A 13,187-nucleotide genomic window follows, 5' to 3' on the forward strand; every position below is an offset into this window, starting at 1 on the left:
ATACTAATAGATCGAAGGTTTATTCTAAAAAGAAGATATGTAGTATCGGAATACTGTGTGAAGTTTTGAGGTTGCTAGTCAACCAAATTAATATTCCTCAATAGCTCAGTTGGTAGAGCACTCGGCTGTTAACCGAGTTGTCGTAGGTTCGAGTCCTACTTGGGGAGCTGATGGCTCCGTGGTCAAGCGGTTAAGACATCGCCCTTTCACGGCGGTAACACGGGTTCAATTCCCGTCGGAGTCACTTGCCTTTGGCAAACAATAAGCCGATGTGGCTCAATTGGCAGAGCAGCTGATTTGTAATCAGCAGGTTATCGGTTCGAGTCCGATCATCGGCTTTTTTCTATTGAGTAGAAAGAGGCCAATTTTTTTTATAAGGGTCTTGCTTGTATACACAATATGGACCTTTAGCTCAGTTGGTTAGAGCAACCGGCTCATAACCGGTCGGTCCAGGGTTCGAGTCCCTGAGGGTCCACTTTCTATAAAATATAATATGGCCTCATGGCTCAGTTGGTTAGAGCGCCGCCCTGTCACGGCGGAGGTCGAGGGTTCAAGTCCCTCTGGGGTCGTTTCCAGTTCTATATTATTTGTGGGATCTTAGCTCAGCTGGGAGAGCATCTGCCTTACAAGCAGGGGGTCACAGGTTCGAGCCCTGTAGGTCCCATTCACAATCATTAATTTGATTGTAGATGCCGTAGTGGCGGAACTGGCAGACGCGCGGGACTTAAAATCCCGTGGTGGCGACATCGTACCGGTTCGATTCCGGTCTACGGCATTCACTCTTTTGAGTGAAACTGAATATTGTGTGTGTGTAGCTCAGCTGGATAGAGCACTTGGCTACGGACCAAGGTGTCGGGGGTTCGAATCCTCTCACGCACGCTAAATTAAAAGAAAAAGAGATAGGTTTTACCTATCTCTTTTTTCTTTTAACTCACCGGCAGGTCGAATTCGAACAGGTTCGAACTCTCGCCTGCCGGCTCGGTCGGCGCTAAACGACGTCCACTGGACGTCAGCGCCCTCTCACGCATGGTATTTTTGGCGAAATCCTTATTATAATCATATACAGCTAACATTGACAGTGTTTATATGATGTGATAAAACTGTACTATAAGCTGTAGTACAGTCTAGAACATATGGGGAATTGAAGTATGAGAATAATTGGCTTTTTCTTGTGGTTAATACAGGGGATATTGTTATTGGCTTTGACCATGTTATGCCTTATGGCGATTGACTATTATGTTAGTCCAGATTGGTTATACAATGACAATATTGTCTTTTTTATTTTAGGTCTAGTTTTTTTTATTCATTTTATATTTGGAATTAAAAGAAGTAACAAGAGACATATAAAGAAGCAAACATATGAAGATATATTTTATGATGAGTATCAGCCAGTAAAAACTCATCACCTACATACTAAGAAGCCTAATTATATTCGTCAATCCTTCTTGGCCTGTTCTTTAGTAGCTTTACTGCTAATTGGATTCTGCGTTCATAACATTTCAAAACAGGATGATTTAGACGGGGTGCCAGATAATGTTATCGAGTTTGGTGAGAAGTATCCTGAAGCAGAGGAATACGTTAAGAATTTCAATAAATATGCATATGCTGATCTTGACATGGATGTGTCAGATGAAATGTCAAAGAAAGACATTCCTCTTTTTATCCAGTGGGATAAAAGATGGGGATATAAAAACTATGGCGCTAATTACGTAGGTGTAGCAGGTTGTGGGCCTACATGTCTTGCAATGGTTGTTTGTGGATTAGAGCAAGATGCAGATATAAATCCATATGTTGTTGCAGAATATGCATCAGACAAGGGATACTATACATATGGTCAGGGAACATCTTGGGATATTATGACAGAAGGTGCGCGGCATTACGGACTGAGCGTTTCTAGTGGAAATGTTTCTTCGGAATATATTACAGACAATTTGTCCAGCGAAACGCCTATGATTTGCTCAATGTCACCAGGAGATTTTACAAAAACAGGGCATTTTATTGTATTAACTGGAATAGATTCAAACGGAAAAATCATTGTAAATGATCCAAACAGTCCTAAGAATAGTAACAAACACTGGGATGTAAATACATTAGTATCCCAAATGAAGAGTGTTTGGAAATATAATATATAGTTCAATTGGAGGGGAAGAGATGAAAAAATTACTCGTATGCTTTCTGTGTGGTTTATTATTGGTCGGCTGTGGACAGTCCAACACAGATAACACATCAGAATTAGAAAACTCAGAGGAGACTAATCAGGTACAAGAATCAGTTGAAAGTGAACCAGAAGAGTCAGAAGAAACAACTGAAGTAGAGTCTGAAATAGCTGAATATCCATTAAACTTAGATATATCAGGATGTGATACATTTACTCAGATTGTAGACACAGTTCTTGAGCCAGGAATGGGCTATACAAACGAAACAATCGGTGATACAGACGCTTTGTTAGTATGCACATTTGCTTACGATAATATGGATGGCAATATGGCTGCTATAGATTCAGCAATATATGTGTACAATGATGGCGTGCCAGAGTGTATTGGAAATGTATCCTCTATAGGCACAGCTTATCCACTTGCAGTTAAAGATGGTTATTTATATGTTGGAATCTATCATGGAACTGCAAAATATACTATTGAAGATAATGAGTTAATTGAGGTTGAGTCTTCATGGATAGAATATGATGATGAGGGTAACGAAGAATTCTATTACCATGAGGTGGCAGGGGAAGAAACAAAATCAGAAAGCTCTGACATAGTAGACAGCATTCAGAATGAATATGATGAAGCTACAATACTTAATTTTGACGTAATTCAATAATGGGATAAAGAGAAGCGCTGGCAATGCCAGCGCTTTTTATATTGTAAAAGAAAAATGAAGTTATTATCTAGTAGTTATTATTTGCTCTGTTCCGCAAGCCATGACCACATATTTATGCCATCTTCTTCACATTCATTGTTGAAGAAGTACAACCATGACCAGTGACCCATGTATTGGTATGCTTCACCGTCTTCGCCAGTAAAGCGGCCAGTTGTATCATGTACATCGTCAAATACTGAAGAATGAACATTAGCACCTATTGCTTCGAGTCGTTCGATTGTTGGAATTTCAAAGTCTTCTGGAACAACAGTTGTATCGTTTTTAGCATATATGAACCAGATTGGTAAATCTTTTAGTGATGAAATCTGTGCATCTGTAATACCGCTATCGGCATAAGCTTCACAGATTGGGAAAGCAGCTGCAAAATAATCAGGATAATTCATAATCATATCCATTGTCATATAGCCACCATTTGAGCATCCTCCAATATAAATACGATTTGTATCGATATTAGGATTAGATGCAACGTATTCATCTATAAGGCCTTTTAATGTTTCAAGGTAAACAGAGTCTGTACCAGGATTATCGGCCCAATCTCCATTTTCATTATAAGTAAGCCAGAAGGTATCTGTTTGAGGTGTAAGTACATAAGCTCCACCCATTACTTCTTGAAATTCATCGGAATATAAAGCTGTTACTTCGTTGCCTAATACAGCGATTTCGTTTTGTGTACCACCTTCTCCTGCACCATGAATCCAAATAACAAGTGGGTGTTTATTTCCGTCATCTTCTGGAGCATAAGAACCATATGTCAGTGTATACTTGTCATCTGAATATGTTCCTGTTAAATCAACGTTTTCAAGTTGAGGATAAATCGAACCATCTAAAGATAAATCAATAGCCGAGTCAATTGTGACATCAGAAATATCAGCTCCATCTGCACTCTTTAAAGTTTGACCATCATTTAATGTAACATCCAATTCATAAGGTGAGCACACAGTGTTTTGCCAAGTGAAAACATCGTAGCAGAATGGGTTACCCTCATCTGGACTATAAGATAGTTCAAGGGCAACATATTCAGATGAATCAGTTTTGTTTCCATTCTCATCACAGGTGTAGGCATCTAATACGGTCCTATCTGCAGTTGCTGTAATGTGTTCTGAAGGATCACCTTCAAAGTTTTCATCCATAAGTGCGGCATAGTTGAATGATTCTTTGGTTTCAGATACAGAAAATGTATCAGCCGATACTGATGAAGAATCAATTGAATCATTAAAGTGAATTATTGTAGTAGTTACCGCTGGGCCCCAATCATCACCAACTACTACAGCTTTTTGTGTTCCAGTTAATGAAACTGGAGTGTTTGCATCGACTGTGGCATCACTGTTTGAAGATTCAGTTGTACCACAACCCACAAGACCGAAGACACACAATGATGCCATCAGTAGAGAAATAGTTTTTTTCCTCATTGTAAAAATCCTCCCATATATTGATTGATAACAGAGTGAATAATAGCACAAATAAACACTGCAGATTTAGTTGACTGATAACTGGTTAAAATATAAGGATGATTGGTAAAACAAAAAACTGATGCAATTCAATGGTATGTGATATAATTTCTACAGACTAGTTTTGGAGGTACAATCATGAAAGCATATTTTGCAGGTGGATGTTTTTGGTGTGTGACACCAATTTATAAAATATATGGAGTGGACCAGGTTACATGTGGTTACTCAGGTGGTGATGAAGTAAATCCTACATATGAGGATGTTAAGGCACAAAAGACAGGACATAGGGAAACTATTGAATTGACATATGATCCAGCAAATGTGACCTATGATAAATTGCTTGATATTTATCTTGCAAACGTTGATCCATTTGACGGAGAGGGACAGTTCATTGATAAAGGTTTTTCTTATACATTAGCTATCTATTACAATTCTGATGAAGAAAAAGTTATTGCTGAAAAAAAGATAAAGGAGCTGGAGCAGGAGACAGGTAAGAAGGTTCAAATCTCCGTAGAAAAGTTTAAAAGCTTTTATGAGGCAGAGGAAGAACATCAGGATTATTATTTAAAAAATCCGGAAGCCTTTGAAAAGGAGCTAATAGAAAGCGGTCGAAAGGAGTCATAATTATGCAGGAGAAGCTAAAAAAGATAAAGGTGTTGTTTGGTGATGTAGATAACACACTTCTTTGCCTAAAAATGTACAACGAAGCTGGTAAAAGAATAGTTGGTTTTGAAGATGCTAACGACTGGCTTAAATATAATATAAACAATAATGCTTACATCAAATGCCAGGCTCCTAGAGGAGTAAAGAATCTTATCGATGATTTACATTTTAATCATGGCGTTAAGATTTATGGCCTTACAGAATGTAGCAACTCTTTTGAATACAACTCAAAATATAACCGTCTGAGAGAGTGTTACCCAGGTGTTTTCGAGCATCATGGAGATTTGATTTCAACAGAAACACGTCATAAAAAAGTTCTCATAATGAAGATGATTGCAGAACGGGACGGCTACAATATGGACGAGATTATGTTTATAGATGATAGCTATACAGAAATTATGGAAGCTTTTGGAGCAGGAATCTTGGCCATGCATACCACAGAAGTTATGGAGCGATTCATGTAATAAAGGTATTCCAAAACGGAATATAAGCTATACATAAATGAATAACTAATACCCCTTAAATCTATTGAGATATATAAAGTATGACTATAAAATTTACTTTGTATGTTTTAAAGAATAAGGGGTATTTTTTTGGTATATATAATTAAAAGGGTATTACAGTTAATACCGATTCTGTTTGCAATTACATTTCTATCATTTGCAATGATGAGACTTGCAGGAAGCGATGTTGTTGAGCAGAAAATGTTGAACACAGGACAAGTCATTTCAGAGACGCAGTTAGATATGGCAAGGGAACAATTAGGACTTAATTCTCCCTTTTTAGTTCAATATTTTAGATGGCTTGGCAATTTACTTCACGGTGACATGGGCGTTAGTTATGTCTCGGGCAAAGATGTATTTGAGACATTTGTTTCAAAGCTTCCAGCCACAATACTGCTTACAGTCACATCAATTGCACTTACAGTCATTATCTCCATTCCTCTTGGAGTTATATCAGCTGTATATCAAAACAAATTCATAGACTACGTTATTAGATTTTTTAGCTTTATTGGAAATAGTCTGCCTAACTTTTTCGTATCACTTGTGTTGATGTATTTCCTAGGAATCAAGTTAGGCTGGCTACCTATCATATCTAAAGATATAAATAGCACAAGCATAATTATGCCAACTTTGACTTTGGCTATAGCTATGTCTTCAAAATACTTACGTCAGGTTCGTACAATTGTGTTGGACGAGCTAAGCAAGGATTATATTGTTGGAGCCAAGGCAAGAGGTGTAAAGTTTTCAATTACACTCATGGGAAGCGTGCTTCGTGCCACACTTGTAACAATAATTACATTGTTGGCCTTATCCATTGGAAGTCTTTTGGGTGGAACAGCTATTGTGGAATCCATTTTCATGTGGGACGGAGTGGGAAAAATGGCAGTAGATGCAATAAATATGCGAGACTATCCTATCATTCAGGCGTATGTAATGTGGATGGCCATTATCTATGTGCTCGTTAATCTTATTACAGATTTATCATACAGATTCTTGGACCCAAGAATTAGATTGGGGGATAGAGAATCATGAAAAAGAAAATCAAATTAATCATAATGAGTTGCTTAGTTTTTCTCGTTATTTGTATGGCAATTTTTGCAACATATATATGCCCCTATGACCCATATGAACAGGATTTGAGTGTTGCATATCAAGCTCCTGGTTTAGAGCACTTTATGGGAACAGATGCCTACGGAAGAGATATGTTTTCAAGGGTAATAATAGGAGGACAGGTAAGCATATTATCGACACTGGCTCTGGTAGCAATTATTGCAGTATTTGGCACAACCATAGGAATTATATGCGGATACTTTGGTAATAAAGTTGATTTTGTTGTTATGAGAATATCAGATTTATGTCTTGCTTTCCCAGGATTAGTATTTGCTCTGGCAGTAGCAGCAATACTAGGTGGAGGTATCGTAAATGCGGTAATCGCACTTGCGGTTATAAGCTGGCCAAAGTATTCCAGGGTTGCCAGAGGACTTACATTATCCATAAAAGATAGCACATATATTGAGGCTGCAAAACTGGCAGGAGATAATTCATTACAAATAATTAGCCGTCATGTGATTCCAAATATCATAGGTCCAATTATAGTGACAGCTACATTGGATATTGGAACTATGATGATGGAGATTGCAGGTTTATCCTTCTTGGGACTTGGGGCACAGCCACCTGTAGCAGAGTGGGGAAGTATGATGTCCAATGGACGAAGCATGCTACAGACCTATCCATGGGTTGTATTGTCACCAGGAATTGCAATTTTTATTTCAGTTGTTATTTTCAATCTTTTTGGAGATACACTTCGTGATGCTATAGACCCTAAAAATATATCAGGATCGTTAAAGAAATAAAGAATTAGAAATTTCTTTAGTAAAGAAATTTTTAATATATAAAAAGGAGTATTTATAATGAAAAAGTTAGTAGCAATAATGCTTGCTTTGACTCTCACAGCAGCTACATTTGTAGGCTGTGGAACAAAAGCAGAGAATCAGACAGCTGATTCTAATGTAGAATCAGGAAAGAAGACTTTTGTCCTTGGAGACACAACATTTAATGCGGAAAATGAAGAGGCAAATATTGATCCACATGATACATATTGTGGATGGGCAGCAATCCGCTACGGTGTGGGAGAGACACTATTTAAGTTCAATGACAATATGGAACTTGAGCCATGGATTGCTGAAAGTTATGAAAGCATTGATGAATTAACATGGAAAATTACACTTAAGGATGGCGTAACATTCTCTAACGGAAATCCTTGTGATGCAGAGGCAGTAAAGGCTTGCATCGAGGATTTGGTTGCAGTTCATGAACGTGCAGCAGGAGATTTAGCAATTGATTCAATTGAGGCAGATGGGCTTGAGCTTACAATTAAAACTACAACACCAAAGCCAACATTAATCAATTATCTTTGCGACCCTTATGGTTGTATCATAGATGTTACAGCTGGAAATGCAGATGGAATTGTTGTTGGTACAGGTCCATTTGTTGCAACAGAGCTAGTGACAGATGATCATATTAATCTAGTAAAGAACGAGAATTACTGGGGTGGAAATGTAAATATTGATGAAGTAACTGTTCTTACTATCTCTGATGGAGATACACTTGCAATGGCACTTCAGAATGGAGATATTGACGCTGCTTATGGTATGGCATATGCAAGTTATCCATTATTTGAAAATGATGATTATGTATTTACAAGCACAGCAACAAGCCGAGCTTTCTATCTTCAGATGAACTATAATTCAGATATCATAAAGGATGATGCAGTACGAGAGGCAATTGCTCTTGGTATTGATAAAGAAGGATTCGTAAATACGTTATTAAATGGATATGGTTATGTTGGTGCAGGTGCATTCCCTGATTCATTCCCATTTGGCGAGGGTGTAAATGCCAAGGAGTATGACCCTGAAAAGGCTAAAGAAGTTCTTGAAGCGGCAGGTTGGGTTGATACTGATGGTGATGGAATCAGAGAAAAAGATGGAAAGACATTAACAATTAATTGGGTATCATATCCTAGCAGACAGGAGCTTCCTCTTTTAGCTGAGAGCGCCCAGGCTAATCTAAAAGATATCGGAATTGATGTACAGTTAAATGTAACAGCTGACCACGGCACAATCGTTTCAGAGCCTACAGGCTGGGATGTATATGCAGCAGCATTTGTTACAGCTGGTATTGGTGACCCAATGTATTTCTTTAGCACACACTGTTTGTCTGATTCAACAAAGAATCGAGGAGCATATTCTAATGCAAAATTAGAGGAGCTTGCACAGGAGATGAACAACACATTTGATGTTGATGAAAGAAACGATTTAGCTGTTCAGATGCAGCAAATAATTTTGGATGATGATGCATTTGTATTCTGCTCATTCCTTCGTATGAGCATGATTAGCAAGGCAAATGTAACAGGATTGACAGCTCATTCTAGTGATTATTATGAGCTTACAGCAGAATTAGACATTAATTAATTTGAGGAGAGCTTACGCTATGAATGAAACTTTTTTTGATTACAATTCCGTAAGTATAGAATTTGATGGAAAAGTGGCAGTAAATAGCGTAAGCTTTTCTATTAATAAGGGTGAGGTACTTGCTTTAGTAGGTGAATCTGGCAGTGGTAAATCTACAATAATTAAGTCGATAATTGGAATACTAAATTCAGATGGAAAAATAACTGAAGGTGAAGTGGTATTCGAAGATGAAAATCTCTTTTCTAAAAAGGAAAAAGAGTATCGAAATATACGCGGTAAAAAAATAGGAATGATTTTCCAGGACTCATTAGGTTCCTTTTGCCCAATAAGGACAATCGGAGACCAGATAACAGAAGCGGTGAGAGCTCATGAAAAAATAAGTAAAAAAGAAGTGAAAGAAAAAGCATTGGAGCTATTCCATAAACTAAACTTTAGCGAACCGGAAAAGCTATGGAAAAGCTATCCATTTGAGCTGTCAGGTGGAATGAATCAACGTGTTGGAATTGCTATTGCGATGCTTCTAAATCCACCATTACTTTTGGCGGATGAGCCAACAAGTGCACTGGACCCTAAAGCTACAGATATGGTTTTAGAGGAACTTAATAACATGCGTAAAAATCTTGGAACATCAATTATTATTGTGACTCATGACATGTCGATTGTGCCAAGAATAGCAGACAAAATATTAGTTTTAAAAGATGGAACAGTAATGGAATATGGCAAGGCAACAGAGGTCTTAAATAATCCTAAAAGCGATTATACAAAGCTTTTATGTGACGCAGTGCCAGTTTCAGGGAGAAAAGGATGGAACCTTTCATTAAAGTAGAAAATATATGTAAGACATTTTCTAGGAATGATAAACAGAATACAGAAGTCCTAAAGGGCATTTCTTTTCAGGTGAATAAAGGTGAATGTCTCGGAATAGTTGGAGAGTCCGGAAGTGGAAAAAGCACCTTGGCAAGAATAATGCTTGGGCTGATTCCTGCTACAAATGGAAAGATAATCATCAATGGAAAAGAGCAAAAGGGCATTAGACTTGGAAGTCAAATGGTATTTCAAAACCCAAATGAATCCTTTAATCCCCGTAAAACTATTGGTTATGGTGTAGGTGAAGGCTTAAAAAATAAGGGGGTACCCCAGGCCGAAATTGACGAAAAGATAGATTATCTTTTTGATATGTGTGGTCTACAAAGTGAACTGAAAAATAAATACCCACACCAACTCAGCGGAGGTCAGTGTCAGCGAGCTGCCATAGCAAGAGCATTAGCTATGAACCCGGATATACTTATCTGCGACGAGGCCACTAGCGCCTTGGACGCTACTGTACAAAAACAGGTAATTGAATTGTTACAGGAGCTTAGACGAAAACAGAATCTGACTATTATATTTATCAGTCATAACATGGCACTTGTAGAAATGTTTTGTGATCGAGCTATTCTGATTGAAAATGGCACAACAAAAAGAACTTTTGGTCCAACATAGCCCAAAACTATGGCTATTAACAGTAAAATAAAGTAAAATAAAAACTGTTCGGAGACAATCCAGTTTCTGAATAGTTTTTTGTTTTTAAGATTATGGAAAAGTTAGCTAATGATAATAAAGCCTATTGGATTAACAGAGCCAAAGGCTATTCAGAAGTAAATAAAGAAGAATTATCTGGGATTCAGCACGATACATGGAAAGAGTTTTTGGTGTCAGAGATATCTAAATGCTACCCTGACAGGATGCCTGGCTCAATAAGAATTTTGGATGTTGGCGCAGGCCCTGGTTTTATATCTATCATTTTATCAGAAGCAGGCTACCAGGTTACTGCCTGCGATTTTGCAGATACCATGCTTGCAGAAGCTAAGGCTAATGCAGGTGAATTATCAAAACAAATCAGTTTTGTTCAGGGAGACGCATTAAACCTTCCATTTGAAAAAGATTCTTTTGATGTGGTTTTTTCAAGAAATCTTACATGGAATCTTCCAGACCCTGCGAGCGCTTATTCGCAGTGGCTTTCTGTTTTGAAGCCAGGCGGACTGATGCTAGTGTTTGACGCAAATTGGTATTCATATTTAGTAGATGAAGATAAGCTTCAGCAGTATAAAATAGATCGAGACAATGTCAAAAACAGTTGTCTCGAAGACTACAACATTGGCGATAATTTTGAGCAGATGGAGCACATTGCTCGTTCATTGCCACTTACAGATAAAATTCGTCCTAAGTGGGATTTGGATTTTTTAAATAGCATTGATGCAGGACAGGTGTCTGTTATCGAGGACATAGGAAGCAGACTTTATTCCGAAAAAGAAAGGATAAATTATAATTCTACCCCACTATTTATGGTTAGAACGGTAAAAGGGTTATTTTAATGGGTGAGTTACACTATATTGCCTTTGATGAAGAGGCAGATGATATAAAAGAAAAAGTAGAAAGCTACTGGACTAAAAGAGCAGATGGCTTTTTCGATTTAAGACATGATGAAATAGAAAGCAATAAAGCTGATAGATGGCTTAAGGAAATAGAAAAGTATTTACCAACTGGAAGAAGTCTTAAAATTCTTGATGTTGGGTGTGGAGCTGGATTTTTTGAAATTATTTTAGGAAAGCTTGGGCACAGTGTTACTGGTATCGATTTAACTGAAGAGATGGTTGCTAAAGCCAATGAAATGATTCGTATATACGATATGGATTCTTCTAGGGTAAAAGCAATAGTTGGAGATGCAGAGAATCTTGATTTTGGTGATGAAGAATTTGATGTGGTAATCAGCAGAAATCTTACATGGACACTTCCACATCCTATTGATGCATACGTTCAGTGGCACAGGGTTCTTAAAAAGGGTGGAGTACTGCTTAATTTTGATGCAGAATATGCTAAGGGAGCTCATAACCTTAAAAGCCCAGAGAACCTTGCTCACAAGGATATAGCTGATAGTCTGAAGGAGGAATGTCACGATATTTATCACATGCTCACAATTAGTATGTTAGATAGACCTCATTGGGATGAACACGTTTTGGAAGATGTAGGTTTTTCTTTGGTAGAGGTTGATAAAGATTTTGGTAGCAGAATCTTTTTGGAGCATGACGAGTTTTATATACCAGACAAAATGTTTAGCATCAAAGCTATTAAAGCATAATGATGGGGGATTATTATGGAAATAAAGCAATTAAAATACTTTGTTGTAGCTGCAGATGTGGGGTCTTTTAGTGAAGCGGCAAAGGTTTTATATACAACTCAATCCAGTGTTAGCAAGGTAATATCCGCTCTCGAAAAGGAATTAGGCTATAACCTTTTTCAAAGAGAGAGCAAGGGTATTGCGCTAACCTATGAGGGATTAAAGTTTCATAGTAAGGCAAGTGTTCTTGTTTCTGATTTCGAAGCATTAGAAACATCCAGTGTGGAAAATCATAATATAGTCAAAATCAGCATCAACCATAGTTCCTGGTTAGCAAATTGTTTCTCTGATTTTTATGAATTAAATAAAGATGATGATGTTTGCTATAACATTCATACAGACACAACCCATAATATCATTAATCGTATGAGAATAATGGAGGATGAGGTTGGATTTGTATACGTATTTCCTGATACAAGATTACAGTTTGAATATGAAATAAAAAAATATCAGTTGAAATTTGAAAGACTAAAGTCTGTGGATGGAATGATTTATTTCCAGCCAGATGATGTTCAGCAGAATAGAGATTATTCGAGCAAGATCATACATGATTTAAAGTATATTCAGTCTGAGCAGGATGATTATATCAGACAGGAATCATTCCAAACGGAGGATGGTGAGCCTGTAAATATTAAAAACGATATTGCTGTAATTACAAATAGTGATTATGTTATGCATGCATTATTGAAAAATAATTCATTAGCAAATCTTAGTGCGGATAGCTTTAATAGTTATGATTTAGGAATTAGACCAGGAATTCGACTTAAAAATACAAGAGGCAGTATTGACTTCGGAATCATTACAAATGAGAAGGGAAGACAAAGCAGTCAATCAAGGGCATTTGTGGATTATATTAAGAAACAACTACTTTAATTTTTAGAAACTCTTCTTTTGAGTAAAGTGATAAAGCGTGAATATTCAAGGGTTTGAGGGATAATTTGACAAAAAATAAATTCTGAAAAATTGTGAAGAAATTATGAAAAAAGACTTGCACAAATGTGTATTAAGTGTTATATTCTATATCGTACTAGCGAAAAGCTAATACCAAATTTTTCATAACTCAGCG

At 37.2% G+C, this 13,187-nt stretch carries 13 protein-coding genes and 8 tRNA genes; 20 read left to right on the forward strand and 1 reads right to left on the reverse strand.

Annotated features, from left to right (window positions below; genetic code table 11):
* Positions 1-94: 94 nt before the first annotated feature.
* The 10 genes from E7274_RS09360 (at position 95) to E7274_RS09405 (ending at position 2,820) form a co-directional block, all read left to right on the forward strand.
* Positions 95-167, forward strand: a tRNA-Asn gene (locus tag E7274_RS09360).
* Between the two features lie 5 nt (positions 168-172).
* Positions 173-244, forward strand: a tRNA-Glu gene (locus E7274_RS09365).
* Between the two features lie 21 nt (positions 245-265).
* Positions 266-338 (forward strand) — tRNA-Thr (locus tag E7274_RS09370).
* Positions 339-401: 63 nt separating this feature from the next.
* Positions 402-475: transfer RNA gene (locus tag E7274_RS09375), tRNA-Ile, on the forward strand.
* A 20-nt stretch (positions 476-495) separates the two neighbouring features.
* Positions 496-569: transfer RNA gene (locus E7274_RS09380), tRNA-Asp, on the forward strand.
* A 22-nt stretch (positions 570-591) separates the two neighbouring features.
* Positions 592-664: transfer RNA gene (locus E7274_RS09385), tRNA-Val, on the forward strand.
* 27 nt (positions 665-691) lie between these two features.
* A tRNA-Leu gene (locus tag E7274_RS09390) sits at positions 692-775 on the forward strand.
* 30 nt (positions 776-805) lie between these two features.
* Positions 806-879, forward strand: a tRNA-Arg gene (locus E7274_RS09395).
* A 269-nt stretch (positions 880-1,148) separates the two neighbouring features.
* Complete coding sequence (locus tag E7274_RS09400; protein WP_304175486.1) at positions 1,149-2,132, forward strand: C39 family peptidase; 984 nt, start codon at positions 1,149-1,151, stop codon at positions 2,130-2,132.
* A gap of 19 nt (positions 2,133-2,151) precedes the next feature.
* The gene (locus E7274_RS09405; protein WP_304175488.1) at positions 2,152-2,820 is read left to right on the forward strand and encodes a hypothetical protein; all 669 of its coding nucleotides are present in this window, start codon (positions 2,152-2,154) and stop codon (positions 2,818-2,820) included.
* A gap of 77 nt (positions 2,821-2,897) precedes the next feature.
* Here E7274_RS09405 and E7274_RS09410 read toward each other — a convergent pair whose 3' ends face one another.
* A complete protein-coding gene (locus E7274_RS09410; protein ID WP_304175490.1) occupies positions 2,898-4,289 on the reverse strand; it encodes a prolyl oligopeptidase family serine peptidase in 1,392 nt (463 codons plus the stop codon).
* 177 nt (positions 4,290-4,466) lie between these two features.
* On the opposite strand from E7274_RS09410, the gene msrA reads away from it, so the two are divergent.
* The 10 genes from msrA to E7274_RS09460 all read left to right on the forward strand — a co-directional run bounded on the left by msrA (position 4,467) and on the right by E7274_RS09460 (position 12,994).
* Positions 4,467-4,952 (forward strand): peptide-methionine (S)-S-oxide reductase MsrA, encoded by a 486-nt coding sequence (gene msrA, locus E7274_RS09415; RefSeq protein ID WP_304175492.1) that lies wholly within the window; start codon positions 4,467-4,469, stop codon positions 4,950-4,952.
* A 2-nt stretch (positions 4,953-4,954) separates the two neighbouring features.
* Positions 4,955-5,455, forward strand: coding sequence for a hypothetical protein (locus tag E7274_RS09420; protein WP_044936895.1), 501 nt, complete (start codon positions 4,955-4,957; stop codon positions 5,453-5,455).
* A 129-nt stretch (positions 5,456-5,584) separates the two neighbouring features.
* Positions 5,585-6,526, forward strand: coding sequence for a nickel ABC transporter permease (nikB, locus tag E7274_RS09425; RefSeq protein WP_304175494.1), 942 nt, complete (start codon positions 5,585-5,587; stop codon positions 6,524-6,526).
* Positions 6,523-7,347: a nickel transporter permease gene (gene nikC / locus E7274_RS09430; protein ID WP_304175496.1), complete on the forward strand. Its 825-nt coding sequence runs from the start codon at positions 6,523-6,525 to the stop codon at positions 7,345-7,347. The genes nikB and nikC overlap by 4 nt, the downstream gene beginning before the upstream one ends.
* Positions 7,348-7,404: 57 nt before the next feature.
* Entirely contained in the window at positions 7,405-8,964 is a 1,560-nt protein-coding gene (locus E7274_RS09435) for an ABC transporter substrate-binding protein (RefSeq protein WP_304175498.1), read from the forward strand.
* A gap of 19 nt (positions 8,965-8,983) precedes the next feature.
* A complete protein-coding gene (locus E7274_RS09440; protein ID WP_304175500.1) occupies positions 8,984-9,790 on the forward strand; it encodes an ABC transporter ATP-binding protein in 807 nt (268 codons plus the stop codon).
* Complete coding sequence (locus E7274_RS09445) at positions 9,769-10,446, forward strand: ABC transporter ATP-binding protein (protein WP_304175502.1); 678 nt, start codon at positions 9,769-9,771, stop codon at positions 10,444-10,446. The genes E7274_RS09440 and E7274_RS09445 overlap by 22 nt, the downstream gene beginning before the upstream one ends.
* A 92-nt stretch (positions 10,447-10,538) precedes the next feature.
* On the forward strand, positions 10,539-11,318 hold the full coding sequence (locus E7274_RS09450) for a class I SAM-dependent methyltransferase (RefSeq protein ID WP_304175504.1): 780 nt from the start codon (positions 10,539-10,541) through the stop codon (positions 11,316-11,318).
* A complete protein-coding gene (locus tag E7274_RS09455; RefSeq protein ID WP_304175506.1) occupies positions 11,318-12,082 on the forward strand; it encodes a class I SAM-dependent methyltransferase in 765 nt (254 codons plus the stop codon). The genes E7274_RS09450 and E7274_RS09455 overlap by 1 nt, the downstream gene beginning before the upstream one ends.
* Before the next feature lie 15 nt (positions 12,083-12,097).
* Positions 12,098-12,994, forward strand: coding sequence for a LysR family transcriptional regulator (locus tag E7274_RS09460; protein ID WP_304175508.1), 897 nt, complete (start codon positions 12,098-12,100; stop codon positions 12,992-12,994).
* The last annotated feature ends 193 nt before the right edge of the window (positions 12,995-13,187 follow it).

It is taken from the genome of Pseudobutyrivibrio ruminis, from assembly GCF_015057245.1.
GTDB classification, from domain to species: domain Bacteria; phylum Bacillota; class Clostridia; order Lachnospirales; family Lachnospiraceae; genus Pseudobutyrivibrio; species Pseudobutyrivibrio ruminis_E.

Coding starts and splice junctions, on each gene's coding strand:
- E7274_RS09435 (WP_304175498.1), top strand. CDS start 7,405: ATGAAAAAGTTAGTAGCAATAATGCTTGCTTTGACTCTCACAGCAGCT.
- E7274_RS09400 (WP_304175486.1), top strand. CDS start 1,149: ATGAGAATAATTGGCTTTTTCTTGTGGTTAATACAGGGGATATTGTTA.
- E7274_RS09405 (WP_304175488.1), top strand. CDS start 2,152: ATGAAAAAATTACTCGTATGCTTTCTGTGTGGTTTATTATTGGTCGGC.
- E7274_RS09410 (WP_304175490.1), bottom strand. CDS start 4,289: ATGAGGAAAAAAACTATTTCTCTACTGATGGCATCATTGTGTGTCTTC.
- E7274_RS09450 (WP_304175504.1), top strand. CDS start 10,539: ATGGAAAAGTTAGCTAATGATAATAAAGCCTATTGGATTAACAGAGCC.
- E7274_RS09445 (WP_304175502.1), top strand. CDS start 9,769: ATGGAACCTTTCATTAAAGTAGAAAATATATGTAAGACATTTTCTAGG.
- nikC (WP_304175496.1), top strand. CDS start 6,523: ATGAAAAAGAAAATCAAATTAATCATAATGAGTTGCTTAGTTTTTCTC.
- msrA (WP_304175492.1), top strand. CDS start 4,467: ATGAAAGCATATTTTGCAGGTGGATGTTTTTGGTGTGTGACACCAATT.
- E7274_RS09460 (WP_304175508.1), top strand. CDS start 12,098: ATGGAAATAAAGCAATTAAAATACTTTGTTGTAGCTGCAGATGTGGGG.
- E7274_RS09440 (WP_304175500.1), top strand. CDS start 8,984: ATGAATGAAACTTTTTTTGATTACAATTCCGTAAGTATAGAATTTGAT.
- E7274_RS09420 (WP_044936895.1), top strand. CDS start 4,955: ATGCAGGAGAAGCTAAAAAAGATAAAGGTGTTGTTTGGTGATGTAGAT.
- E7274_RS09455 (WP_304175506.1), top strand. CDS start 11,318: ATGGGTGAGTTACACTATATTGCCTTTGATGAAGAGGCAGATGATATA.